The following is a 25075-nucleotide window of genomic DNA, read 5'->3' as shown; positions in this document are numbered from 1 at the left end:
CAGGCTCACGAACCATTGCCACGTAAGGCTATGTGCAGGTCAGCGACCTTCAGGCCAATGAGCGTATCGCGAAACACCCGTCCCGGACCCGCAGGAACGGGAATCTCGCACGGCACCACCATGACCCCGCAGCCGGCCGTTTCGGCAGCAATTGTGCCAGTCGGCGAGTCCTCGATCGCCAGGCAGTTCATCGGTTCAAGACCGAGCAACTCCGCCGCCCGCAGGTAGACGCCAGGGTGCGGCTTGCCGTGCGGTACCTCGTCGCCGCACACTGTCGCGCTGAAGTAGTGCCGCCCGACCGTGTCGAGGCTGTATTCGGTCAGTGCCCGTTTGGTGTTTGTGACGAGAGCCATCGGCAGACCTGACTGCGCCACCATCTCCAGCGCGTCCTGTGCACCCGGGCGCCACGGGATGCCTTCCATGAACAGCGCCGTGATGCGCGCCTCCAACCAGGAACCCGCGTCGGCAATTGCTGCCGGCGCGGGGTCGAGGTTCAGTGCTGTGAACATTGTCTGCAGGGCGTTGGGGCCAGAAGATCCGATCAGCGAAACCCGGACCTCCCTTGTCATCGTGCCACCGAGGTACTCGGCGAGTTCGTAAACCGCTACGTCCCATAACTTTTCGGAATCCAGCAGCGTCCCGTCCATGTCCCAGAGGACACCCGCCAGCTGGGGCGTGCTTCGAGTCGTCACAACTCGAGAGCCTAGACGGCGCGCCTTCCGAGTACTGCCACGGCAACTGCGGTGAGCGCGACTGCGATCGCTGCAAGCGTGAGCGAGTTACCGAGTCCGTCCGCGAAGGCACTGCGGGCGAGGTTCGCCGCGGCACCGTCTGCGTGGGCGAGTTGAGCGATTCCGCCCGTTGCGCCGAGCCTGTCGGTGAGCGTCGAGGCGAGCACGCTGCCGAGGACCGCGATGCCCACTGCCCCACCGAGTTCACGAGCCAGGTCGTTCATTGCCGACGCGACACCCTGCTGATCGGCGGGAAGCGCCTCGGTCAGTGCGCTCGTCGCCGGCGTCATGGCGAGGCCCATTCCGGCACCCAGAACAGGGAGTCCGACGAACAGAATGACGTAGTTGATGTCGGCGCCGAGGGTGCTCAGCGTCCCCATGGCAATCACGATCAGAACCAGGCCGAGCACACAGGTCCGTACCTGGCCGAGCTTGGCGGTGACGCGGAACGCGTTGCGCGAAGACCCCATCAGGCCGGCTGCCATGGGCAGCATGCAGAGCGCTGCGACCAGCGGAGCAAGGCCTGCGACGAGCTGCAGATACTGGATCATCAGGAAGACGAAGCCGAAGAACGCTGCGAACTGCACCGTGATCGAGAGGGCACTCGCCGAGAACATCCGGTTGGTGAACAGACGCGGATCGAGCAGCGGATGAGCGGCGAGCAGTTCCCACGTGACCGTGGCGGCGAGCATGACAAAGCCGAAGCCCAGTCCGATGAGGGTGTGCGCCGAGGTCCAGCCTTCGGTCGGCGCCTCGATGATCGAGTAGATCAACGCGCTGATGCTGACGACGAAGAGCAATGCGCCGCCGATGTCGAGTCGATGAGCCTGGCGTTCGACGCTTTCCGGTACGGCACGCACGACCATGATTGCCGCAATAACCGCCATCGTGATGTTCAGGCCGAACACCGCGCGCCACGAGAAGAACTCGAGCAACGTGCCGGACACGACGAGGCCCAGAACCGCACTCGCGCCCGCTACTCCGGACCAGATTCCGATTGCACGTAGCCGCTCCTTGTCGGCGTAGACGGTCGTGATGGTCGAGAGCGTGGCCGGCATGACGAGTGCCGCGCCGATGCCGAGCAGGCCGCGAAGGCCGATCAGCCCGTCGACGCTGGTCGTGAACATCGACAACAGCGAGCCGACGCCGAACACGCTCAGGCCGCCCAGCAGCGCCAGCCTGCGCCCGTACCGATCCCCCAACACGCCGCCGACCAGCAGCAGCGATGCAAAGACCAGCGCGTAGGCGTCTACCACCCAGGAAATCTGGGTCTGCGACGCCCCTGTGTCGCGAGCCAGGTCGGGCAGCGCGACGTTCAGCGAGGTCACCGCCGACACGACGGTCGCGAGCGAGAGACAGACGCCCGGCAACAGCAGCCGTTTCGCCTTGCTGGACGGTTCTGCCTTGGGGGCCAGATTGGTGGTCATGACTGCTCCTCGGTTGGTTATTTCAACGATGTTGAAATAACTCTGACACAGTCCGCGCTATAATTCAACAGTGATGAATAAGGGGATGAACAAAAGGGCCGAAAAACCCGGTCCTGGCCGACGGGCCGGCCAGCCAGAGACACGTCAGGCCATCCTCGACGCGGCCCGCGCGCGGTTCACCGCCGAGGGATTCACGGCGACGACCGTGCGTGCAATCGCAACCGACGCAGGTGTCGACGCCGCGATGATCAACTACTTTTTCGGCTCGAAACAGAAGTTGTTCGAAGAGGCTCTCGCGCTACGTGCGAACCCGATGACGTTGATACCGCCCCAGCTCAAGGGCAGCGTCGAAGGGCTCCCCCGCCGGATCCTCACGACCCTGCTGGAGACATGGGACAACCCCGAATTCCGGTCGCCGCTGCTCGCGCTCGTGAGCAACCTGAGCGACGACCCGACGGAAAACGCGTTGATCCGCAGCTTCCTCGAAGACTCGATCGCCGGACCGATCGCAACGAGGCTGACCGAAGCGGGTCTTGGCGCCGACATGGCGGCCGCCCGCGCGGGCATGATGGCCAGCCAGTTGGTCGGCGTCGTGATCGCGCGCTACGTCGTAGTAGCCAGACCGTTCGCCGACCTGCAACGTCAGGTCATCATCGACACCATGGCCCCCGCGCTCGAGATGATCCTGCTGGGCGGCACTCACACGAGGTAGTACTGCGCCGCAACTTCTTTGGCAGATTCCTCTTCGATCTTTCCAGCGGCAGCGGTTGCGTATCGCACCGCCTTCAGCGTCGCGGAGTATTCCTCTTGCTCCTCCGGGAAGATCTGCTCCTCCGGGAACCAGCTGTCGAAGCCAACGTTCTTCAACACTTTCAGCGCGTCCGGCCGCACACCGGCGAGCAGGATGGTCGCACCGTGACCGCTCTCCTCGCGCAGGAAATGCTCCAGACGTTCGATCGTCACCGCATCGGGATTGCGCACCCGCTTCAGCCGCAGCACGACGAACGCGACCCCGTCGTCCCTGATCCGCCTGCTCAAGGTGTCGAAATAGCGGTCCAACTCCGGTGCCGCCCCGAAGAACAGCTCGCCCTCGAGGTCGTAGATGACGATCGTCGGATCGTCCGGGTCGGTCGGTACCTTCTCCCGGATCACGCGCTCGGGCGTGACCGTCAGTTCGACGGCCTTGAGCTTCGCTGCGCGCGGCACGAACAACAGAATCGAGAGTGCAATGCCGAGCAGGACCGCCTTGTCGAGATCGACCAACACACCCGTCACAGCGGTGATGATGACCAGTCCCGCGTCGTAACGCGACGCCCTGACCGTCGCAAACAATCGGCGGAAATCGACCAGCCGCGCGGCCGTCACGATCAGCAGGCCCGCCAGCGCGGCCGATGGAACGTACTGCAACAACGGCGCAAACAGCAGCAAGGCCGCAGCGACCGTCGCCGCCGCGACAATGCCGGAGAACCGCGTCCCAGCTCCCGCTTGATGATTGATCGCCGATCGCGACAGTGAACCCGAACCAGGCAAACTCTGAAAGAAGCCGCCGACCAGGTTGGCGAACCCTTCCGCGAGGATCTGCCGGTTGTAGTCGATCTTCTGTTGGGTCTGATGCGCGATCGCCTTTGCGATCGACAAGGCTTCGATGAGGCCGATGAACGCAATCGCGAGGGCGCCCTGCGACAGTTGCGCCAGAGTGCTCACATCGACGACCGGTACGTGCAGAGACGGCAGACTCTGCGGAATCTTCGCCGCAACCTTCACAGCGGTCTTGCCGTCGTCACCGGGGATCGACCAACCCGCCGCATAGGCGATGACACCCGCAACCACCAGCACGAGCAGCAGGTCGACCTGCGGAAGTCCGTAGCGCTTCACCAATCGACGCAGCACAACCGCCACAACGATCGCCGTGACACTGAGGAAGAGCGCCTTGAAGTTGATCGCGTCACCGTGGAACAAGGTCAGGTACAGCCGATGCAGAACCTGCATGTGGCCGTCGCCTTTGTCCTTGACGCCCAAGGCGTTTGCGATCTGCCCGATCGCAAGGAGGAAGGCCGCCGCGGCCATGAAGCCGATGATCACCGATTCGGAGATGTAGCGCGTCAGGTCGCCGAGTTTGAACACCGCGATGAGGATCTGGAACACGCCGACCAGTACTCCGAGTAGAAACAACGCCTCGAACAGGACGGTGCGGTTCTCGGGATCGATGAACGACAGCGAACTGAAGACCAGCAGTGAGATGGCGCTGGTCGGACCGTTGATGAGGTGCGACGAAGAGCCGAAGATCGAGGCGATCGCCGTCACGACGATCGCGGAGTAGACGCCGAATTTTGGATCGACGCCCGCGATCAGCGCGTACGCGATGCCCTGCGGGAGGGCGACCGCGGCCACGGTGAGTCCCGCGACCAGGTCGCGGCGACCGGTCGGCACGTCGTACTTGATTGCGAAACTCATGACCCGTTCCTTACTGCGCCGACGATGCGGTTGCGAAAATGCCGTTGTCGGAGAAGAACTTCTCCCGTGCGTCGTTCCAATCCTTCGCAATGGCGGTGATCGGGAAGAGCGAGATGTTCGGCAGCGTGTCGGCATGTTCGGCCAAGATTTCCGGCTTCACCGGGCGGTAGCCGTATCGGGCGAGGACCTCCTGCGCTGGATCGGTGAAGAGGTATTCCAGATAGGCCTTGCTGTACGCCGCCGTCCTCTCGTCCTTGGTGTTCGCATCCACCCACGTCACGGCCGGCTCGGCATGAATGCTGACTGGCGGATACACGAGTTCCAACTCGTCGCTGTGGGCCGCCACCTCGCGAATGGCCTCGTTCTCCCACGTCAAATGCACGTCGCCGATGTGCTGGTCGGTGAAACTTATCGCGGACCCACGAGCGCCGGCGTCGAATACAGCGACATGGTCGTACAGCGACCTGAGGTACTCCTTCGCTTGCTCGGCACTGCCGTTACGCGTGGTCACCGAACCCCAGGCGGCGAGAAAGCTCAATTGCCCATTGCCGGAGGTCTTGGGGTCGGGGGTGACGACGGAGACGTCGTCCTTCACCAGGTCCGGCCAGTCGTGGATGCCTTTCGGATTCGTCTTGTGCACGACGAACACGACGGTCGAGGTATAGGGAATCGAGTTGTTCGGTAAGCGCTTCTGCCAATCCTCGGCGACCAGTCCGCGTTTGCGCAGCGTATCGACGTCGCTGACCAGTGCCAGTGACACCACATTCGCCTTCTCGCTGCCGTCGATCACATTGCGAGCCTGCCGCCCCGAACCACCGTGCGATTGCTTGATGTCCAGTGTCGTACCGGTCTGCTTTGCGTAAGCCTCGACGAAGTTCTTGTCGAGCTCGGCATAGACCTCACGGGTCGGGTCGTACGACACGTTGAGAATCTGGTTCGGCGTGTCCTCCGGCAAGTTCTTCACCGTGATCACTGCGCCCGCCAGAACGACGGCAATCACACCGACCACATTGAGCACCGGTACACGCGCGAGAGGACTGGGCCATTTCATTCGGCTGACGCTAATGAACGCCCGATGACAAGTCAGCCAACAGAATCCGGCTGATTCTTACCAGCGCTGTCAGACGTTGAAGTACTTGGCCTCGGGGTGATGGAGGACGAACGCGTCGGTGGACTGCTCGGGATGTAGTTGCAGCTCTTCGGACAACGTCACACCGATCCGCTCCGAGCCGAGCAACTCGACCAATTTGGCACGATCGTCCAGGTCAGGGCATGCGCCGTAGCCGAACGAGTAACGCGCGCCGCGATAGCCCAGCTTGAAGTACTCCTGGACGTCGGACGGATCGTCGGCTGCGAGCGAATTCCCGTTGAGCGTCAACTCTTCTCGGACCCGGCGGTGCCAGTATTCCGCGAGCGCCTCGGTCAGCTGTACGCCGATGCCATGGACCTCGAGGTAATCGCGGTAGGAGTTCGCCGCAAACAGCTCGTTGGCGAAGTCTGCAATCGGCTGACCCATCGTGACCAGCTGGAACGGCAACACGTCGACCTGGTCGGTTTCCTTCGCTCGTTCGCGTGACCGGATGAAGTCCGCGATGCAGAGGAAACGGTCGCGTTGCTGGCGCGGGAAGGTGAACCGACAACGTTCTTTGAAAACGGGTTCTGCGGCATCAGGTTTGGGTTCTTCCAGGATGACGACATCGTCGCCTTCCGACACCGCTGGGAAGTATCCGTACACCACGGCAGCGTGAGCGAGTACGCCGTCGGAAGTGAGCCGGTCCAGCCAGTAGCGCAGGCGCGGGCGGCCCTCGGTGTCGACGAGCTCCTCGTAGGTCGGTCCGTCGCCGGACTTCTGACCACGCAGTCCCCATTGACCGAGAAACAGCGCGCGTTCGTCGAGCAGACCCGAGTACTCCGACAGCGCAACACCTTTGACAATGCGATTGCCCCAGAACGGCGGTGTCGGAACTGCGAGGTCCGCAGCCACGTCGGACCGCTCGGGTACGACCACGGGAGTCTCTGCGGCCTTACGCTTTTCGGCGATGCGCTTGGACCGCTCGTGACGTTCCTTGCGCTCTTGCGCCTTTCGCCGGGCCTCGATCTCCTCCGGACTGTCCGGGTCGGGACCGCCACCACGCTTGCGCGTCATGATCGTGTCCATCAATCGCAAACCTTCGAAAGCGTCGCGCGCATAGGAGACGTCGCCGTCATAGACCTCGGTGAGGTCGTTCTCGACGTAGGACCGCGTCAGGGCTGCGCCGCCCAACATCACCGGGAATTGCTCGGCCACTCCCCTGTTGTTGAGCTCGAGCAGATTCTCCTTCATGACGACCGTCGACTTCACGAGCAAGCCGGACATGCCGATCACGTCGGCCTTCTTGTCGATCGCGGCGTCGAGGATAGACGAAATCGGTTGCTTGATACCGAGATTCACGACCTCGTAGCCATTGTTGCTCAAGATGATGTCGACCAAGTTCTTACCGATGTCGTGGACGTCGCCCTTGACCGTGGCGATGACCATCCGACCCTTGCCGTCGTCGTCGGTCGCTTCCATGAACGGTTCGAGGTAGGCGACTGCAGCCTTCATAACCTCGGCAGATTGCAGCACGAACGGTAGCTGCATCTGCCCGGACCCGAACAACTCGCCGACCGTCTTCATCCCGGAAAGCAGTGTCTCGTTGATGATTTCGAGCGGCTTCTTGGTCTTCATCGCCTCGTCGAGGTCGACGTCGAGACCGTTGCGGTCGCCGTCGACGATTCGGCGCTCGAGCCGGTCGAACAGCGGCAGCTTCGCCAACTCTTCGGCGCGCGATTCACGTGCGTCGGCCGCCGAGACGCCTTCGAACAACGCCATCAACGTCTGCAGCGGGTCGTAGTCGCCGTCGCGGCGGTCGTAGACGAGGTCGAGAGCAGTTTTGCGTTGCTCGTCGGGGATCTTGTTCATCGGCAGGATCTTCGACGCGTGCACGATCGCCGTGTCGAGGCCCGCTTCGACGCATTCGTGCAGGAAGACGGAGTTGAGGACCTGCCTGGCTGCCGGGTTGAGGCCGAACGAGATGTTCGACAGACCCAACGTCGTATGGACCTCGGGATGACGCTTTTTGATCTCGCGGATCGCTTCGATCGTTTCGATCCCGTCGCGCCGGACCTCTTCCTGGCCGGTCGAGATCGGGAAGGTCAGAGCGTCGATGATGATGTCGCTCTTGTCGATTCCCCAGTTGACCGTGATGTCCTCGATCAGCCGTTCGGCGATCGACACCTTCAGCGCAGCGGTCCGGGCCTGGCCTTCTTCGTCGATCGTGAGCGCGACGACGGCTGCGCCGTGCTCCTTGACCAGCTTCATGATCTTCTGGAATCGAGAATCCGGACCGGCGCCGTCCTCGTAGTTCACCGAGTTGACCGCGGACCGCCCGCCCAGGTGCTCGAGCCCTGCCTGCAGGACGGCCGGCTCGGTGGAGTCGAGCATGATCGGCAGCGTCGACGCCGTCGCCAAGCGGCTGGCGAGAGCCGACATGTCTGCCGCGCCATCACGGCCCACGTAGTCGACGTTCAGGTCGAGCATATGGGCGCCGTCGCGGGTCTGGTCCTTCGCGATGTCGAGGCACTTGTCGTAATCCTGCGCGAGCATCGCGTCACGAAACGCCTTGGAGCCGTTGGAGTTCGTGCGCTCGCCGATCATCAGGATGCTCGAATCCTGCTCGAACGGGACCGCTGTGTAGAGCGACGAGACGCCGGGCTCGTGCACGGGACTGCGCGTGCCGCGCTCGGTCTCGCGAACAGCTGCGGCAACCTGGCGGATGTGTTCGGGCGTCGTACCGCAGCAGCCACCGACCAACGCGAGTCCGTACTCACGCACGAATCCGCTCAGCGCGGTTGCAAGTTCTTCGGGCCGCAGCGGATATTCCGCCCCCGTCGCGCCCAGGACCGGAAGGCCTGCGTTGGGCATCACCGATACCGGAAGCGTGCTGAACTTCGACAGATGGCGCAGGTGCTCGCTCATCTCGTCGGGCCCCGTCGCACAGTTGAGACCGATCAGATCGACGCCGAGCGGTTCGATCGCAGTCAACGCCGCACCGATCTCACTGCCGACCAGCATCGTTCCCGTCGTCTCCACCGTCACGTGGGTGATGATCGGCAGCCGAAGGCCCAGCTTCTCCATCGCGTGCTGACTACCGACGACAGCCGCCTTGACCTGCAACAAGTCCTGGCACGTCTCGATGAGGATCGCGTCGGCGCCGCCGTCGATCATTCCCAGCGCTGCCTCGGTGTAGGCATCGCGAAGCTGCGCGTAGGGCGCGTGACCCAGCGTCGGCAACTTCGTGCCCGGACCCATCGAGCCGAGGACGAACCGCTTCATGCCGTCGGCGCCCGGACCCATCTCGTCGGCGACCTCGCGCGCGATCCGCGTGCCTTTCTCCGAGAGTTCGCGGATGCGGTCGGCGATGTCGTAATCGGCAAGGTTGGGCAGGTTGCAGCCGAAAGTGTTCGTCTCGACCGCGTCGGCACCAGCTTCGAAGTACGCGCGGTGGATGTGGCGCAGCACGTCAGGGCGCGTGTCGTTGAGGATTTCGTTGCAGCCCTCGAGGCCGAGGAAATCGTCCAACGTCAGGTCGGCGGCTTGCAGCATTGTGCCCATCGCCCCGTCGCCGATCACAACGCGCTGCTTCAGCGCATCGAGCAGGCCGGAATTAAAGGACACAGACATGTACTAAATAGTAGTGGGACAGACCGACACGGTCGGACACGCCCCGTTTTGCTCGTGATCATCCCGAGTTCGCCCAGTTCCTCCACGTCAACGGCGCTGACCGTAGGCTGACTAGGTGAGTTCCGACGATTTAGCCTCCGATGCCGACCTGCCAGCGCTGCGCGATCCGATCTTGGTCGCTGCGTTCGAAGGCTGGAACGATGCGGCCGACGCGGCGAGTGGTGCGATCGAGCATCTGGAACTGATCTGGGACGCCGAACCCCTCGCGGAGCTCGACTCCGAGGATTACTACGACTACCAAGTGAACCGTCCGACGGTGAAGCAGGTCGACGGTGTCACCCGCGAAATCATCTGGCCGTCGACGTTGCTGTCGGTGTGCTCGCCTCCCGGCAGCAATCGCGATGTCGTTCTCCTTCGCGGGATCGAACCGAACATGCGGTGGCGCAGCTTCTGCGACGACCTTCTCGAATTCGTCGAGCAACTCGGGGTGAACACTGTCGTCATCCTCGGCGCCCTGCTTGCCGATACGCCGCATTCGCGGCCGGTCCCGGTCACCGGGTCCGCGTACAGCAAGGAAGCCGCCGAGCGGTTCAACCTCGAGCAAACCCGATACGAGGGTCCTACGGGCATCACGGGCGTCCTGCAGGACCACTGCGTCAAGGCCGGTGTGCCTGCCGTCTCGTTCTGGGCCGCAGTTCCCCATTACGTGTCGCAACCGCCCAATCCCAAGGCGACCATCGCGTTGTTGCATCGCGTCGAAGAAGTCCTCGACGTTGAAGTTCCACTCGGCGAGCTGCCTGCCCAAGCCGAAGACTGGGAAGAAGCCGTCACCGAGATGACCAAGGAGGACGAGGAGATCGCCGACTACGTCCGGTCCCTCGAGGAGCGTGGCGACGCCGAGACCGACATCTCCGAGAGCTTCGCGAAAGTCGACGGCGACGCCATCGCCGCGGAATTCGAGAAGTATCTGCGCCGACGCGGTCCGGGCAGCTTCGGCGCCTAACCCCGTGCGCGCGTCTCACCCTCCCCGGGGTAAAAATCGCGCACAGTTGTCGGCATGAATCTGCGGCGCGGGGCTCTCTACGCGGGCGGTTTCCTCGGACCGTTCGGCGGTGGCGTTGTTACCGCAATGCTGCCCGAACTCGGCGCGGACCTCGGTGTCTCGACATCGGCGGCCGCGATGTCGTTGGCGGCGTACCTGTTTCCTTTCGCGATTCTGATGCTGGTGTCGGGAACACTCGGTGCGCGGTGGGGCCGGTTCCGGACGGTCCGTATTGCGTACGGCGCCTACGTCGTCGCTTCGATAGCTTGTGCGCTCGCACCAACGTTGCCGCTCCTGCTCGCGCCTCGGGCGATCCAAGGCTGCGCCAACGCGTTCACCACGCCCCTGCTGATGGCGGCACTGGCAGCGACCACGCCGAAGCAACGCCTCGGCCGCGCACTCGGCACGTTCGGCGCACTCCAAGCCGCCGGGCAGACCAGTGCCCCGCTGGTGGGTGGCCTTGCCGCGGAAGTGAATTGGCGCCTGGCATTTGTCGTGGTCGCCGTGGTCGCGGCAGTCCTCGGCGCCGCCGGACTGCCCGAGGCGGCCGGCTCGGAACCGTCGGGTAGCGCGGTCCGGCTGCGTGAAGCGTTGCAACCAGACGTCCTTCGGATCGGCGCGGTCGCGCTGCTGGGCTGGGGCGCGTTGGGTGGCCTCAACTTCCTGGTGGCCTTCCGCGCCGAGGACGCATTCGGCCTCGGACCGACTCAGCGCGGCCTGCTGCTGACTGGCTTCGGCATCGCCGGGATCGTCGCCGCCCGACCGGTCGGTGCTGCGATCGACAACTTCGGCGCCAGGCGAGCGGTCGTGCTCGGGGCACTCGTCGGCGCTGTGCTCGTCGTCACCGCAGGGACCGCTGGGGTCCTGATCGTCGCGGCAGCGGCATGGGCTTTTGCCGGTGTCGCGGGGCAAGGAATTCTGGTCGGTGTGAACGCGGCGGTCCTCGGTCTGGGCGGTCGCAACCGAGGCGGCGCATTGTCGGTTGTTCAGTCCTTGCGGTTCAGCGGTCAAGCGCTGGCGCCCGTGCTGTTGACGCCGATGTATGGCGTCCACCCGGTCGTCGCGTTCATCCTGCCTGCCGCTCTGCTCGCGGTGCTTGCGCCGTTCTTGATGCCTCGGCCCCGGCAACTGTGAGTGAATTTGGCCCCTATAGGGGCTAGACGCACGCACAGGCGGGATCATGAGACGTGACCACACTGACCAGCGGTGGAAACATCGCGCTTCCGGCCGGAACACAGCAGGTCCGCGTGATCGTGGGCTGGACACAAGGACCTGACCTCGATGCGAGTGCACTGCTGTTGACCGCAGCAGGCAAGGTCCGCTCGGATGCCGACTTCGTGTTCTACAACCAGCCGGCCTCGACCGACGGGTCCGTGCGTCACGAAGGCACGTTGGGCACGCAGGAAACCCTCAGCGTCGACCTCGCAGAATTGCCCCCTGGAATCGAGACGATCGCCCTGACCGCATCGACCGATAACGAGCCGATCGGTCAAGTCATGGGATTGCACGTATCGGTCGTCGACGGCGTATCCGGCGCAGATATCGCGCGGTTCGACGTCACCCGTGCAGGTCCGGAGACTGCGCTCGTGCTCGGCGAGTTGTACCGACGCAACGGCGCATGGAAATTTCGGGCCGTCGGCGCGGGTTGGGCGTCGGGGCTCGCGGGATTGGCGCGTGACTACGGGATCTCCGTGGACGAAGCGGCAGCGGCCGAACCGACCAAGTCCGTGCGGCTGGAGAAGCAACTACTCGGTTCGCCGCCGCACATGATCGACATGGTCAAACGCGCTGGCGTCGTCCTCGAGAAGCGGGGGTTGGGAAGCCACAAGGCCCGAGTAGCGGTGTGCCTCGACATTTCGCCGTCCATGATCGGGCTCTACGTGTCGGGGAAGGTGCAACAGCTGACCGAGCGATTGCTCGCACTCGCCGTCCAGTTCGACGACGACGGTCAGTGCGATGTCTTCACGTTCGGCGGGCTTGGCGGTCACACCGAAGGACCGCTGGACCTGCGCAGCGTCGAAGGCTACGTGCAGCAACTGATCGAGCATCGCGGGTTCGATGCAGGCACCAACTACGGCGCCGCGCTCGAGACTATTCGCCAGCATTACTTCCCTGAGACCGACGGCGGGCCACGGTTCGAGCCTCGTCAGCCGCAAGACAGTGACCTGCCCGTATTCGTCGTCTTCATTACCGACGGCGACACCCAGGAGCAAGAATTGGCGCAGCAGCAGGTCGAGTGGTCGGCGTTCGAGCCGATCTTTTGGTCGTTCATGGCGATCGAGGTGCCCCCGAACATGCCGACGAGCGTGGCCACACGAGGGGCCACGAAGGCGGATCGACGGTCGATCTTCGGAAGACGCGATGTGCCTACGGCTCCTCCCGCACCGACCATGCAACTCGCCGTGAACTATTCGGCGACCCACCGAGAGCGGATAGGTCCGGAGTCGATGCAGTCGTGGTTGTGGACTGCCGGTACGACCACCCAGGAGTTCGTCTTCCTACAGGGTCTCGCGGACGGACCGCGACACTTGCCCAACGCGTCGTTCTGGAGCGTGGTCGATCCCCTGGCCCCGACAGAGGAAGAGCTGTACGAGATGCTGACCAGCCGCTACCTGCACTGGCTCGATCGCGCCCGCACTGCGAACATCCTGCCCTGATAACTGTGAGTGAATTTGGCCCCTATGGGGGCTAGACGCACGCACGGGTGGTGGAGCCGGACCGGTACAGTCCCAAGTATGGCTACGCTAACCAAACTCGTGGATTGCCTCACGAGCCATGGCGATGGCGTGGCACTCATCGATGCCGAACGCCAGCTCACGTACCGCGAACTTGCGGACGAAGTCGCCACCACCGCGGCGCAGCTCGGTCCCAGCCGACGGCTGGTGATGATCATGGCGCGCAACGACATCGAGACGATCGTCAGCTACCTCGCAGTGCATGCAGCCGGTCACGTCGCAATCCTCGTTTCGCCCGACAGCGACCTGACCCCGTTGACGGACACCTACGACCCCGACATCGTCGTCGACCACGGCAACTTCGACGAACGCCGCGCCCACTCCGCGCACGACTTGCACCCGGACCTCGCGCTGCTGCTCAGCACCTCAGGCTCGACTGGCTCGCCGAAGCTGGTCCGGCTGTCGCACGCCAACCTGCTGGCGAATGCGACATCGATCGCGCAGTACCTCGACATCGGGGCGGCAGACCGTGCGGTGACGAGCCTGCCGCTGTCCTACTGCTACGGACTGTCCGTTCTGCACAGCCACCTCGTCCGCGGCGCAGGCGTGATCGTGACGGACCACTCCGTCGTCGATCCGCGCTTCTGGACCCTTTTCACCGAGCACCGCGCGACCACCCTTGCGGGCGTGCCCTACACGTTCGACCTACTCGAGAGCATCGGGTTCGACCGGATGCAGCTCCCTCACCTGCGCTATCTCACGCAGGCGGGCGGGAAGCTCGCACCCGACCGGGTCAGCCGGTACGCCGCGCTCGGCGAGCAGAACAACTGGCAGTTCTTCGCCATGTACGGCGCCACCGAAGCGACCGCGCGGATGGCGTATCTGCCCCCGAATCTCGCGAAAACGCACCCCAATGCCATCGGTGTGGTCATCCCTGGCGGGTCGTTGACCATCGAGCCGTCGATCGACGACCCGGCAGTGGGTGAGCTCGTCTACTCCGGACCCAACGTGATGCTCGGCTATGCGGAGTCCCCGGCTGACCTGGCCCTGGGCCGCACGGTCGAGCGCTTGCGGACCGGCGACCTCGCCAGGCGCACCGACGATGGGCTGTTCGAGATCGTGGGTCGGGCAAATCGGTTCGTGAAGTTGTTCGGACTACGAATCGACCTCGCTCGGATCGAGACCGTGCTCGCCGACCGTCGAATCGAGGCTTTCTGCGCCGACGGCGGCGACCAGGTGATCGTCGCAGTCACCGGCAAGCACGACGTCGGCGAGGTTCGGCGTTTCGTAGCGCAGAGTTGCGGGTTGCCACAGAACTCGGTGCGCGTGTGTCTGGTCGACGATCTGCCCCGCACGCCGGCAGGCAAACCCGACTACGCCGCGGTCAAGGCGCTCGCGACACAGCAGCCGCAGCCACAGGCTCCCACCGACGTCCGCGCGCTGTTCGCAGAAGTTCTCCGCGTCGCCCCGGTCGACGTCACCGACGAAGCCACCTTCGTCAGCCTCGGCGGCGATTCGCTCACCTACGTCACGATGTCGATCCAACTCGAGGATGCCTTGGGCTGGTTACCGCCCGACTGGCACACGACACCGATCGGCGAGTTCCGCCCCCGGACCGGCCGCATGTTCGGCCGCACTGTCGAGATGAGCGTCGTGCTGCGTGCAGCGGCGATCGTCCTCGTCGTCGGGTCGCACATTCAATTGTTCGAATTGTGGGGCGGCGCGCACATCCTCCTCGGCATCGCCGGGTACAACTTCGCGCGATTCGTGCTCCCGGCCCCGACTCTGGCCCAGCGCACGCGATGGATCGCGCTCGCGGCGGCCGGGATCGCGATACCGAGCATGGTGTGGATCGCGCTGGCGCTCGTATTCACCAACGACTACGCGTGGACAAACCTGTTCCTGCTCAACAAGGTTCTGGGACCCGACGGACCCACCCAGGGGCACCTCTGGTTCGTCGAGGTGCTCGTCTTCATGCTGGCGGGCGTCTTGGCGCTGATGGCGATTCCGTGGATCGATCGGGTGGAGCGGTCGCGACCGTTTTGGTTCGCCCTCGCCGTCCTGGCGATCGCGCTCGCCGTGCGCTTCGACGTGCTCGGTCTGGACCCCAGCCAAGACACCCGCCGCTACACCGTGCTCTGCTTCTGGTTCTTCGCGCTCGGCTGGGCGGCGGCCAAAGCGCCGACCATGTGGTATCGCCTGTTCGTCGCGGCCATTGTGATCGTCAACGTCCCCGGCTACTTCCACGACAGCGCGCGCGAAACGCTCGTCATCGCCGGACTACTCCTCCTGATCGCTGTGCCGAGCATCCGCGTCCCCGCCTTCGTCGCGCCCGTTGCCGCCGCACTCGCGAGCGGATCGTTGTTCGTCTACCTCACGCATTGGCAGATCTACCCGCTGTTCGGCGACCATCGCCTGCTCGCACTCGCCGTGTCGCTCGCGTTCGGCATTGTGCTTCATTCCGCATACCGCTGGGCGCTGGCGCGCATCACCTTCGAAGTTCGACGCCGTACTGACCGCGCGGACCGGCTCCTCGAGAGATCTTCCTGATCCCTACGTAACGTCCCGGCAGCATCCGCGTCACCCGACCACCGGACGCTAGGTCTCATGGCCAGTACTCCGCGGTTCCTGCAGGGCGTTTTCAGCTTCTCCGGCGCAGGCCTGGACAAGCCCGAACTCATCGACCCTACGATGAAATATGTAGTACCAGCTGGCTCGATCGCCCAGCCGCTGTACTTCCGCGGCGGCAATTCGTCGTCCGAGCTGATCGTTGTCACCTTGCTACGCGACGGCGAATCGATGCGCGTCTTCCCGATCGGAGCGAAAGCCGGAGTCAACATTCCGTTGCGCGTCGTCGAGGACGTCGACCCCGATACCGTCCTCGAGCTTGTCGTGTCAGCACCCGCAGGCCGGAGCGGCGAGGTCGTCGTCGACTTCGGTCTGGTGGAAATCTGATGCGGCTCTTGGTCGTCGGCAACGGCATGGCAGGTGCCCGGACCGTCGAGGAAATCCTGACCCGCGACCACGACAAGTTCGAGATCACCATGATCGGCGACGAACCGTACGGCAACTACAACCGAATCATGTTGTCGCATGTGCTGTCCGGTGAAGCGACGACAGACGACGAAGACCTCATGCTCAACCCCATGACCTGGTATCGCGAAAACGGCGTCAAACTCCACGTCGGCGACCGGGCAATGAAGCTGGACCGATTCGCCAAGCAAGTGACCTGCGAGAGTGGCCGAGTCGTCGAGTACGAGGTGCTCATCATCGCGACCGGCTCGAATACCTTCTTCCCCAACATGGACGGTCTGCGCGAGGCCGACGGGCGTTTGGCGCGAGGCGTTTTCGGCTTCCGGACGATTGCCGACACCAACGGAATGCTGCAGATGGCGCAGGCACATGACGACGTGTCGGCCGTGGTCATCGGCGGCGGACTGCTCGGCCTCGAAGCCGCCTACGGCCTCCGGACCCAGGGGCTCACGGTCAACGTCGTCCACTCCCCCGGCCATCTGATGAACCAGCAGCTCGATGCACGCGGCGGCAAGGTGTTGCGCAACAAGATCGAGGAACTCGGCGTCGGGGTGCACACATCCAAACGCACCACCGCAGTGCTTCGCGGTGAGCGCAACGAGGTCACCGGAGTCGGCTTCGCCGATGGGACCGCGATCGACGCCGACATGGTCGTGGTCACCGCAGGCATCCGTCCGAATGTCGAATTCGCCAGAGGTGGCGGTCTGGTCATCGAGCGCGGCATCGTCGTCGACGACCAGATGCGTTGCGAAGACGAAGGATCCATCTACTCGGTCGGCGAGTGTTGTCAGCACCGCGGCGCGGTCTACGGACTGGTCGCGCCGCTGTGGGAGCAGGCAGCGGTCCTCGCCGATGTGCTGACCGGCGTCAAACCCGATGCGGCGTATCACGGTTCGCGGTCGACGACGAAGCTCAAGGTCGCCGGCGTCGACGTCGCTTCGATGGGTGTGCAAGGACCGGAACGCGATGACGACGAATTCGTCCAGTTCTTCGAGCCAAGCACCGGAACTTACAAGAGCGTCGTCGTTCGAGACGGGAAATTGATCGGCGCGACCCTCCTCGGCGACATCAGCAAGATCAGCTTTCTCTCGCAGGCATTCGACGACAAGGTCGCGCTGCCTGCCGAACGGATCAGCATGCTGTTCGACCTCGGAACACCTAGTGCGGCAACAGGTGCCGCCGAATTGGCCGACAGCGCACAGGTCTGCAACTGCAACGGCGTGAGCAAAGGCGACATCGTCGCCTGCGTGCACGCTGGAGCCACCTCGGTCGCGCAGGTTGTCGCCAAGACTCGCGCAGGCAAAGGCTGCGGATCGTGCAAGGGACTGGTCGCCGATATCGTCGCCTGCGCTGCGGGCGGCGCCCTCGCAGAGGACCCTTCCGCGAACTGGTACGTGCCCGCCATTCCCATGAGCAAACCGGAACTCATTGCCGCGGTGCGGGAGCAAGGCCTTCGGTCCGTATCCGAGGTCTTCGCCGCATTCTCCGAAACAGGCGAGGTCGCGACCGCCAAGATGCCGCTCGCGTCGCTGCTGCGCGTGGTCTGGGGTCCGGACTGGGTCGACGAGCCCGGCGCGTTGTTCATCAACGACCGGGTCCATGCCAACATCCAGCGCGACGGCACGTTTTCCGTTGTGCCGCAGATGAAGGGCGGCGTGACGACGCCCGACCAGTTGCGCCGCATCGCCGACGTCGCCGACAAGTACAACGTGCCCTTGGTGAAAGTCACTGGTGGCCAACGCATCGACCTGCTCGGCATCAAGAAGGAAGACCTGCCGAAGGTGTGGGGCGATCTGGACATGCCGTCGGGGTTCGCCTACGGCAAGGCTTTCCGGACCGTGAAAACCTGTGTGGGCAGCGATTTCTGCCGTTTCGGCCTCGGCGACTCGACCGCCTTGGGCATTGCCCTGGAGGAACGCTTCCAGGGTCTGGAAACGCCAGGCAAGCTCAAGCTCGCGGTCGCCGGGTGTCCGCGCAACTGCTCCGAAGCTCTGTGCAAGGACTTCGGGGTTGTGTCCGTCGGCGACGGCAAATGGGAGATCTACATAGGCGGCGCGGCGGGCGCCCACATCCGCAAGGGCGACCTGCTGGCTACCGTCGAATCGGGTGAAGCCGTGCTGACCTTGGCATCCCGGTTCATCCAGTACTACCGCGAAAACGGGAAATGGCTCGAGCGGACCTACGATTTCGTCCCCCGCGTCGGGCTCGAAGAGTTGCAACGTCTGCTCGTACGCGACGAGGACGGCGTAGCCACCGGACTCGAGGAACGAATGCAGATCTCGGTCGACGGCTACCGCGATCCCTGGTTGCAGCGCGAAAAGCCGCTGTCACCGGCGCAATTCGCGCCGTCGTTGCCCCTGCTGCCGCTCCCGCAGGTTCCAGTCCGATGACCTGGACCACGGTCGGCCGGACCGACGACCTCACCCGCGGCGAAGGACGTGCCTATGTCGTCGGCGAACGCCAAATCGCCGTGTTCCTCCTCGGTGACGGCACGGTCCGTGCGGTCGATGCCGTGTGCCCACACAAGGGCGGGCCGATCGCGGACGGCCAGATCGACGGCGATGTCGTCGTCTGTCCGCTGCACCAATACGCGTACTCGCTCACCAGCGGCGCGTGCACCGACGAGGGCATCGGCTCGGTCGCCGTCTACGAGGCGCAGATCTCCGACGGCGAAATCGCGGTCCGGCTGGGCTGAAGAACCGTGCGCGAATTTCACCCCGCGAGGGGTGAGACGCGCGCACGGGGTTAGGCCGGGGCGCGCCGGCGCGGATCGTGGCGAATCGCGGGGCGGAACTGCGAGACGACGGGCTCAGCTGGCAGCCGGACGATCGAGTACAGCTCCGGTGATGGCGCAACTCCCAACTCACGGCTGACAAGTCGGCGATATGCGTGGAACGTGCGCCGCGCCTCGACCAGATTGTGTTCGCCCAAATGAGCCTCGATCAGCACGCGCTGCGCTGATTCGCGCAACGGTTCGGCATGGACCGCCGTCAACGCCGCTTCGACCGCGTCGCCATGTCTTCCCGCTGCCACACACAGCCGCGACAACGACTCGAGAGCGTGCAGAGTTCGCTGACGAAAACGCTCGCGCTCGCCGATCACCCAATCGTCATAGCAGCCCGGTAGCAGGTCCAAAGCCATTCCGCGCGCAGCAATCCCGTCGAAATCCGCATCGGTCGGCGCGTTCGACATGACACGGTCTGCCCAGCCGTCGACCTCTGTGACGTCGACGTCCACACCATCGGTGAGTGCGAGCGACCATTTGTCGGCGTCGATGATGGTGTCGACCCCGGCGGACCGCAGTCGCCACAACGCCGAGCGCAGATTGCCTGCGGCCCGATTGTCGTCGCCGAACGGCCACAACGTGCCGGCCGCATGTCGCCGTTCGACCCGGCAGCCACGGAGCGCGACGAACGCGACCAGCCGCTTACTTCCCTCAGGGACCTCCACGCGACGATCGCCGATCGTCACATACGGACCGTTGAACAGATGAACCGTCGCCTTTGTCATGGTGCGGCTCCTTCGGTGAACTATGTGCGCGCAGGGTTGCGTCGTTGTCTATAGATGTTCACCGAACTCGAAAGCGTTATCGCGAGTAGCCAACTACTCGACTTTGCGGCTCCGCCGCCCGTGCGTGAGTCTGGCCCCCAGAGGGGCCAAATTCACTCACAGTGGGCGTACGCCCAGCAACGCGTCGACCGCATCCGCGAGCGCTGCGGGCGCGCTTTTGTCCGAACCGCCGTAGCCCAGCGCGGACCGCGCCCAACCGTCAACGGCGTCAAGGGCTTTCGGCGTGTCGAGATCGTCGGCCAAGTGTTGGCGCAGGCGGGCGATCGTATCGTCCGCCGACGGACCGCTCGGCAGCCGCGCCGCATCGCGCCACAACGCCAAGCGCTCCTGCGCCTCTTGCAAGACTTCAGCGGTCCATGGGCGGTCTTGACGATAGTGTCCGGACAGCAACCCGAGCCTGATCGCGCGCGGATCGACCTGCTGACAGCGCAACTTCGACACGAAGACCAGGTTGCCCTTGCTCTTGGACATCTTTTCGCCGTCGAGCGAGATCATCCCGGTGTGGACGTAGTGCCGGGCGAATCGCCGTTCGGGCACAATCGCTTCGGCGTGCGCGGCCGAGAATTCGTGGTGCGGGAAGATGAGATCGCTGCCGCCGCCCTGCACGTCGAAGCCTGCTCCGATTCGATTCAAAGCGATTGCGGCGCACTCGATGTGCCAGCCCGGCCGACCCGGACCGAACGGCGACGGCCAGGACGGCTCGCCGGGCCGAACGGCCTTCCACACCAACGCATCCAGCGAATCACGCTTGCCTGGACGGTCGGGGTCGCCACCACGTTCGGCGAAGTAGCGGTCCATCGTTTCGCGGTCGTAGCCGGACTCGTAACCGAATTGCTCGGTGGCGTCTGCTCGGTGGTAGACGTCGGGAAATTCGGCGTCGTCGACCACGTACGCGGCGCCCGACGCGAGAAGTTTTTCGACGAACTCGACGACCTCGTTGACCGACTCGACGGCGCCGATGTAGTCCCGCGGCGGCAGCACCCGCAGCGCTTCCATGTCTTCGCGGAACAATGCGGTCTCGCGCATGCCGAGAACCATCCAGTCCTCGCCGTCGCGTTCGGCTCGTTCGAACAGCGGATCGTCGACGTCGGTGACGTTCTGCACGTAGTGCACGTCGTGACCGGCGTCGAGCCACAGGCGGTTGACCAGGTCGAACGTCAAATACGTCGCCGCATGGCCGAGATGCGTCGCGTCGTAGGGCGTGATTCCGCAGACGTACATCGTCGCCGTCTTGCCCGGCGTGACCGGGCGGACTTGGCGGTCCGCGGTGTCGTAGAGCCGCAACGGAGGTCCGCTGCCAGGCACTGTGGGGACGACGGTGTCGGACCAAGACTGCATGCAAATAGCCTAGTTGCCGTTGGTGAACGACCTCGCAAGGGCTAGAAGGCCGGCCAGGGAATCGGGCGTTGCGAGCGCGGATGTGGCATAACCGGCGTCTCGACCAATGCCTGTGCACGCGTTATCAGTGCGTCGATTTCGCAGTCGGTGACGTGCTCGGCGAGGCTGTCGGCAACACCGCTCGGCAACCTCTCGGCGAACGCGGCGATATCGGTCATCAGCGCGTCGTTGATCGGTTCGCCTGCCCAGCCCCACAACACGGTCCGCAACTTGTGGTCCTTGTGCAGGCAGATGCCGTGGTCGACGCCGTACACCTGACCGTCGAGGCCCTCGAGCGCATGGCCACCTTTGCGGTCGGCGTTGTTGAGCAGCACATCGAGGACCGCCATCCGTTGCAACCGCGGATCGTCGGCGTGGATCAGCGCGACCTCTTCACCGCTACCGTCGAACGCCCGCAACACCTGCCGGAACCCGCTTGGGACCGCGCCGGGCGGGCACAGGTCGATCAGGTCGAGTTTGTTTCCTTCTTCGGTGTGGTTGTCGACCGTGTCGATCCACCGCTGCACCATGCCGGGGCCGAACGGTCCGTCGCGGAGGACGGTCGTCGGAATGACGCCCCAGCCGAGCGCCTCGGAGATCAGGTACGACGCGACCTCGCGGCCGGCAAGGGTGCCGTCGGGAAAATCCCAGAGTGGTCGCTCACCGCGGACCGGTTTGTAGACGCAACGCACGGTCTCGCCGTCGAGCTCGGCTTCGCAGACCACGGTGACGTTGCTCGCGGAGACGATCCGGCCGACGAGCGTGAGTTCTCCGGAGCGCAGCGCGTCAGACGTCATCGCCGAACTCGGTACCGCCGTTGAAGATTTCGCCTCGCCGATAGCCATTGGTGCGCACGCACATATGGCCTTCGGGCGAGAGTGGTTGGCCACACAACGGGCACGGTGGACGGCCCGCCGCTATGACCGCCTCGGACCGCGCAGCGAACTGCCGAGCCTGCACCGGAGTCAGGAACACGCGCACCGCGTCCGGACCTTCGTCGGCGTCGTCGAGCACCACCGATTCGTCGAACTCGGCCTCGGTGACCGCGAGCAACTCGACCACGACGGCTTGGGCTTCGGCATCCCAGCCGAGTCCCATCGTCCCGACCCGAAACTCGGCGTCGACGGGCATCACCAACGGACTGGTGTCGCCGACCTCGGTCTCCTGCGGCGGCACCTCGGTGCCGAACCTGCGGGCGACCTCGTCGAGCAACATGCCCATCCGGTCGGCAAGCACCTGAACCTGCTGCTTCTCCAGCGAGACGCTGATGATGCGGGCGTCGTGCACCGCTTGCAGGTAGAAGGTTCGATCTCCTGGTTCACCAACGGTTCCGGCGATGAAGCGATCAGGTGTGCGAAATACGTGGATTGCGCGAGCCATTGCACCTCCTGTCCCGATCGCTGTAGCTACTGCCGTGCATCGCTTCGTTCTTCGGTTCCATTATCCGCATCGACGCTACCGACCTCACCTCCCGGAACAGATGTCGTCGTCGCGGCAGCCGCGGGTTTGGCTGCAAGGGCGGAGAGGTCCGTGCCGGTGTCGTTCACCCGCCAGACATACGGCGACGTCGCCGTGTAGCGAACGACGCTGATCGACGCGGGCTCAGCGACGATCCGCTGGAAACCGTCGAGGTGGATGCCGAATGCGTCCGCCAACACGGATTTGATCACGTCACCGTGCGTGCACGCGACCCAGAGCACGTCGCGCTCGTGTTGTGCAGCCAGCCGCGCCTCGTGCCTGCGGATCGCCGCCACGGCTCGCGTCTGGACCTGCGCCAACCCCTCGCCGCCTGGGAAGACCGCACCGGAAGCGTGTCGCTGCACGACCTTCCACAGCGGCTCCTTCAACAGTTCGGCGAGTTTGCGCCCGGTCCATTCGCCGTAGTCGACCTCGGCGAGATCGTCCTCGACGACCGAGGCGCGACCCAGTTTCTCGGCCAACGGCTCGACCGTCTGTTCGCAGCGCAGCAACGGCGACCGGACGATCTCCTCGATCGGTAGGCCGCCGAGCCGCTCGGCAAGCGCCTGCGCCTGCTCCCGACCGCGGTCAGTGAGTTCGACGCCAGGCGAACGTCCGGCGAGGGTATGCGCCAGATTCGACGTGGACACGCCGTGCCGGAGCAAGATCACCGTCATAGCGAAAGCCTAGCGACTGGCTACGTCGCAGATACGACGCCGGTCGCCAGCAGCCCCATGACCGTCACGCCCAGCACGATCCGGTAGCCGACGAACCAGTAGAGCGAATGGTCGACGACGAACTTCAGCAACCAGGCAATCGAGGCGTAGCCGAGGATGAACGCGACGATCGTCGCGACCAGCAACTGCGGACCACTCGCACTCAGTCCCTCGCCCGATGGCGTGAAGGCGTCCGGGAGGCTGAACAGTCCGGATGCAGTGACTGCCGGAATGGCCAGCAGGAACGAGAACCGAACGGCCGCTGCACGCGTCAGACCAGCGAATAGTCCGGCGCTCGACGTTGCACCGGACCGCGAAACACCGGGGATCAGGGCGAGGCATTGTGCGAAACCCATCGCGAGACCGTCGCGCGTCGTCAACTGTTCGATCGGGCGTTCCTTGCGGCTGAAGCGCTCGGCTGCGGCGATGACGACGGCGAACACGATCAGCATCGTCGCGATCAGCCACAAGTTGCGGGCGCCGGTCCGGATCTGGTCCTTGAAGAGGAAGCCCAGCACGCCGATCGGAATCGTCGCGATGATGACGTACCAACCCATGCGGTAGTCGAGATCGCGCTGCGCGGCGTCGAACAGACCGCGGAACCACGCAACGATGATTCTGAAGATGTCGCGAGCGAAGTAGATGAGGACCGCTGCCTCGGTGCCCAACTGGGTGACCGCGGTGAACGACGCGCCCGCGTCGTCACCGAAGAAGATCCCCGACACGATCCGCAGGTGCCCCGACGACGAGATCGGCAGGAACTCGGTCAAGCCCTGCACGATGCCCAGAATGATGGCCTGTAGCCAGGTCATGTCGGTCACCGGCGTACTCCAGTGCCCGAATTGTCGGCGAGATCCCAATTAGCCCAGCTAACTACATGTTTCACGCGGGAGACCCTACCGGGGATTCCTGAGGAATCATTAACTACGCTTGCGCGGTGATAACGCAGCGCACGGTAGGCCGCAGCGGCCTGCGAGTCTCGCGAATCGGGCTCGGGACACTCACGTGGGGCCGAGAGACATCCGGCGACGAGGCCGCTGCTCAACTGTCCGCATTCGCCGAGGCCGGGGGCACCCTGGTCGACACCTCCCCCGCGTACAGCGCAGGCGCTGCGCAGCGCATCCTCTCCGAGTTGCTCGGCGACGTGGTCCCGCGTGAATTGCTCGTCCTTTCCGGCACAGCAGGTTTGACACCGACCGCGGAGGGACTGGATCGGCTCGATTGTTCGCGCCGGACCCTCCTGCTCCAGCTCGAACACACGCTGCGCGAACTCGACACCGACCATCTCGACATCTGGAATGTAGCGGCGTGGGATCCGCAGACGCCGGTCGAGGAGGTCGCAGCAACACTGCAGCAAGCAGTCGCGTCCGGCAAGACTCGCTACGTCGGCGTCCGCAGCCTCCAGGCGTGGCAATTGGCCACGCTGGCAGCTGCAGTCGGGCCACGCCTACTCGTGTCGGTCCAGGCCGATTACTCGCTGCTCGACCGCGCCGGCGAATACGAACTGCTCCCCTGCGCCGACCACCATGGCACCGGCCTCTTCGCGCAGACACCGCTCGCTGGCGGCATCCTCACCGGGAAATATCGGACCGGCATTCCCGCGGACTCGCGCGGCGCCGACGAGATACGCGGCGAGGACGTCCGCGAACACCTGACCGACCGCACAAACCGAGTCGTCGAAGCCGTGGTGACCGCAGCCGACGGTCTCGGTACCTCGCCGCTCGCGGTCGCGCTCGCGTGGGCACGGGACCGACCAGGCGTCACGAGCGTCGTCGTCGGCGCGCGGGACAACGCACAGCTCACCGGGGTGTTGGCAGCCGAGGAATTGGCGCTGCCGAGAGCGATTTCGGCGGCGCTCGACGACGTCAGTGAATAGCCGATTAGGTTGTC

Annotated in this window: 20 protein-coding genes; 9 read left to right on the top strand and 11 right to left on the bottom strand. The window is 64.5% G+C overall.

Annotated features, from left to right (window positions below; all coding sequences use genetic code 11):
- Positions 1 to 5: 5 nt before the first annotated feature.
- Together FGL95_RS27160 and FGL95_RS27155 are read right to left on the bottom strand one after the other, a co-directional pair.
- A complete protein-coding gene (locus FGL95_RS27160) occupies positions 6 to 692 on the bottom strand; it encodes an HAD family hydrolase (protein ID WP_338080046.1) in 687 nt (228 codons plus the stop codon).
- Between the two features lie 11 nt (positions 693 to 703).
- Positions 704 to 2158, bottom strand: a complete 1455-nt coding sequence (locus FGL95_RS27155; protein ID WP_169593266.1) for an MFS transporter — start codon at positions 2156 to 2158, stop codon at positions 704 to 706.
- 73 nt (positions 2159 to 2231) lie between these two features.
- On the opposite strand from FGL95_RS27155, the gene FGL95_RS27150 reads away from it, so the two are divergent.
- Positions 2232 to 2870, top strand: a complete 639-nt coding sequence (locus FGL95_RS27150; protein WP_240963354.1) for a TetR/AcrR family transcriptional regulator — start codon at positions 2232 to 2234, stop codon at positions 2868 to 2870.
- Here FGL95_RS27150 and FGL95_RS27145 read toward each other — a convergent pair.
- The 3 genes from FGL95_RS27145 to metH all read right to left on the bottom strand — a co-directional run bounded on the left by FGL95_RS27145 (position 2858) and on the right by metH (position 9314).
- A complete protein-coding gene (locus tag FGL95_RS27145) occupies positions 2858 to 4612 on the bottom strand; it encodes a SulP family inorganic anion transporter (protein ID WP_169593262.1) in 1755 nt (584 codons plus the stop codon). The two genes, FGL95_RS27150 and FGL95_RS27145, sit on opposite strands and share 13 nt — an antisense overlap.
- A 10-nt stretch (positions 4613 to 4622) precedes the next feature.
- Positions 4623 to 5663 (bottom strand): sulfate ABC transporter substrate-binding protein, encoded by a 1041-nt coding sequence (locus tag FGL95_RS27140; protein ID WP_169593260.1) that lies wholly within the window; start codon positions 5661 to 5663, stop codon positions 4623 to 4625.
- 69 nt (positions 5664 to 5732) lie between these two features.
- The gene (metH, locus tag FGL95_RS27135; protein ID WP_169593258.1) at positions 5733 to 9314 is read right to left on the bottom strand and encodes a methionine synthase; all 3582 of its coding nucleotides are present in this window, start codon (positions 9312 to 9314) and stop codon (positions 5733 to 5735) included.
- Between the two features lie 115 nt (positions 9315 to 9429).
- Here metH and FGL95_RS27130 point away from each other — a divergent pair, with 115 nt between their 5' ends.
- The 7 genes from FGL95_RS27130 to nirD all read left to right on the top strand — a co-directional run bounded on the left by FGL95_RS27130 (position 9430) and on the right by nirD (position 18759).
- Positions 9430 to 10317 (top strand): PAC2 family protein, encoded by an 888-nt coding sequence (locus FGL95_RS27130; RefSeq protein ID WP_169593256.1) that lies wholly within the window; start codon positions 9430 to 9432, stop codon positions 10315 to 10317.
- Positions 10318 to 10371: 54 nt separating this feature from the next.
- Entirely contained in the window at positions 10372 to 11490 is a 1119-nt protein-coding gene (locus tag FGL95_RS27125) for an MFS transporter (protein WP_169593254.1), read from the top strand.
- Between the two features lie 53 nt (positions 11491 to 11543).
- Positions 11544 to 13013, top strand: coding sequence for a TerD family protein (locus FGL95_RS27120; RefSeq protein WP_169593252.1), 1470 nt, complete (start codon positions 11544 to 11546; stop codon positions 13011 to 13013).
- Positions 13014 to 13091: 78 nt separating this feature from the next.
- Entirely contained in the window at positions 13092 to 15581 is a 2490-nt protein-coding gene (locus FGL95_RS27115; RefSeq protein ID WP_169593250.1) for a non-ribosomal peptide synthetase, read from the top strand.
- A 57-nt stretch (positions 15582 to 15638) separates the two neighbouring features.
- Positions 15639 to 15986 carry a molybdopterin oxidoreductase gene (locus FGL95_RS27110; RefSeq protein WP_169593248.1) on the top strand — a complete coding sequence of 116 codons (348 nt, stop codon included), beginning with the start codon at positions 15639 to 15641 and terminating at the stop codon, positions 15984 to 15986.
- A complete protein-coding gene (nirB, locus tag FGL95_RS27105) occupies positions 15986 to 18454 on the top strand; it encodes a nitrite reductase large subunit NirB (RefSeq protein ID WP_169593246.1) in 2469 nt (822 codons plus the stop codon). Before FGL95_RS27110 ends, nirB begins: the two co-directional genes overlap by 1 nt.
- A complete protein-coding gene (gene nirD, locus FGL95_RS27100) occupies positions 18451 to 18759 on the top strand; it encodes a nitrite reductase small subunit NirD (protein WP_169593244.1) in 309 nt (102 codons plus the stop codon). The genes nirB and nirD overlap by 4 nt, the downstream gene beginning before the upstream one ends.
- Positions 18760 to 18809: 50 nt before the next feature.
- Here nirD and FGL95_RS27095 read toward each other — a convergent pair whose 3' ends face one another.
- The 6 genes from FGL95_RS27095 to FGL95_RS27070 form a co-directional block, all read right to left on the bottom strand.
- Entirely contained in the window at positions 18810 to 19574 is a 765-nt protein-coding gene (locus tag FGL95_RS27095; protein WP_169593242.1) for an AfsR/SARP family transcriptional regulator, read from the bottom strand.
- 156 nt (positions 19575 to 19730) lie between these two features.
- Positions 19731 to 20972 (bottom strand): cysteine--1-D-myo-inosityl 2-amino-2-deoxy-alpha-D-glucopyranoside ligase, encoded by a 1242-nt coding sequence (gene mshC / locus FGL95_RS27090; protein ID WP_169593241.1) that lies wholly within the window; start codon positions 20970 to 20972, stop codon positions 19731 to 19733.
- A gap of 41 nt (positions 20973 to 21013) precedes the next feature.
- The gene (locus tag FGL95_RS27085) at positions 21014 to 21808 is read right to left on the bottom strand and encodes an SCO1664 family protein (protein ID WP_240963343.1); all 795 of its coding nucleotides are present in this window, start codon (positions 21806 to 21808) and stop codon (positions 21014 to 21016) included.
- Positions 21798 to 22391, bottom strand: a complete 594-nt coding sequence (locus FGL95_RS27080) for a DUF3090 domain-containing protein (protein WP_169593238.1) — start codon at positions 22389 to 22391, stop codon at positions 21798 to 21800. The genes FGL95_RS27085 and FGL95_RS27080 overlap by 11 nt, the downstream gene beginning before the upstream one ends.
- A 26-nt stretch (positions 22392 to 22417) precedes the next feature.
- Complete coding sequence (locus tag FGL95_RS27075; protein ID WP_169593236.1) at positions 22418 to 23146, bottom strand: histidine phosphatase family protein; 729 nt, start codon at positions 23144 to 23146, stop codon at positions 22418 to 22420.
- 20 nt (positions 23147 to 23166) lie between these two features.
- Entirely contained in the window at positions 23167 to 23997 is an 831-nt protein-coding gene (locus FGL95_RS27070) for an undecaprenyl-diphosphate phosphatase (RefSeq protein ID WP_169593503.1), read from the bottom strand.
- A gap of 128 nt (positions 23998 to 24125) precedes the next feature.
- Between FGL95_RS27070 and FGL95_RS27065 the strand changes: the two genes are divergently transcribed.
- Positions 24126 to 25061, top strand: coding sequence for an aldo/keto reductase (locus FGL95_RS27065; protein WP_169593501.1), 936 nt, complete (start codon positions 24126 to 24128; stop codon positions 25059 to 25061).
- The last annotated feature ends 14 nt before the right edge of the window (positions 25062 to 25075 follow it).

It is taken from the genome of Antrihabitans stalactiti (assembly GCF_012932915.1).
GTDB classification, from domain to species: Bacteria; Actinomycetota; Actinomycetes; order Mycobacteriales; family Mycobacteriaceae; genus Antrihabitans; species Antrihabitans stalactiti.
The sequence above is the reverse complement of the archived record's forward strand: the minus strand, read 5'-3'. Positions and strand labels throughout refer to the sequence as shown.

What these genes read in the sequence shown, in the direction of transcription:
- FGL95_RS27155 (WP_169593266.1), bottom strand. Translation starts at nt 2,158, where the DNA reads ATGACCACCAATCTGGCCCCCAAGGCAGAACCGTCCAGCAAGGCGAAA.
- FGL95_RS27150 (WP_240963354.1), top strand. Translation starts at nt 2,232, where the DNA reads ATGAATAAGGGGATGAACAAAAGGGCCGAAAAACCCGGTCCTGGCCGA.
- FGL95_RS27145 (WP_169593262.1), bottom strand. Translation starts at nt 4,612, where the DNA reads ATGAGTTTCGCAATCAAGTACGACGTGCCGACCGGTCGCCGCGACCTG.
- FGL95_RS27140 (WP_169593260.1), bottom strand. Translation starts at nt 5,663, where the DNA reads ATGAAATGGCCCAGTCCTCTCGCGCGTGTACCGGTGCTCAATGTGGTC.
- metH (WP_169593258.1), bottom strand. Translation starts at nt 9,314, where the DNA reads ATGTCTGTGTCCTTTAATTCCGGCCTGCTCGATGCGCTGAAGCAGCGC.
- FGL95_RS27125 (WP_169593254.1), top strand. Translation starts at nt 10,372, where the DNA reads ATGAATCTGCGGCGCGGGGCTCTCTACGCGGGCGGTTTCCTCGGACCG.
- FGL95_RS27115 (WP_169593250.1), top strand. Translation starts at nt 13,092, where the DNA reads ATGGCTACGCTAACCAAACTCGTGGATTGCCTCACGAGCCATGGCGAT.
- FGL95_RS27110 (WP_169593248.1), top strand. Translation starts at nt 15,639, where the DNA reads ATGGCCAGTACTCCGCGGTTCCTGCAGGGCGTTTTCAGCTTCTCCGGC.
- nirB (WP_169593246.1), top strand. Translation starts at nt 15,986, where the DNA reads ATGCGGCTCTTGGTCGTCGGCAACGGCATGGCAGGTGCCCGGACCGTC.
- nirD (WP_169593244.1), top strand. Translation starts at nt 18,451, where the DNA reads ATGACCTGGACCACGGTCGGCCGGACCGACGACCTCACCCGCGGCGAA.
- FGL95_RS27095 (WP_169593242.1), bottom strand. Translation starts at nt 19,574, where the DNA reads ATGACAAAGGCGACGGTTCATCTGTTCAACGGTCCGTATGTGACGATC.
- mshC (WP_169593241.1), bottom strand. Translation starts at nt 20,972, where the DNA reads ATGCAGTCTTGGTCCGACACCGTCGTCCCCACAGTGCCTGGCAGCGGA.
- FGL95_RS27085 (WP_240963343.1), bottom strand. Translation starts at nt 21,808, where the DNA reads ATGACGTCTGACGCGCTGCGCTCCGGAGAACTCACGCTCGTCGGCCGG.
- FGL95_RS27080 (WP_169593238.1), bottom strand. Translation starts at nt 22,391, where the DNA reads ATGGCTCGCGCAATCCACGTATTTCGCACACCTGATCGCTTCATCGCC.
- FGL95_RS27075 (WP_169593236.1), bottom strand. Translation starts at nt 23,146, where the DNA reads ATGACGGTGATCTTGCTCCGGCACGGCGTGTCCACGTCGAATCTGGCG.
- FGL95_RS27070 (WP_169593503.1), bottom strand. Translation starts at nt 23,997, where the DNA reads ATGACCTGGCTACAGGCCATCATTCTGGGCATCGTGCAGGGCTTGACC.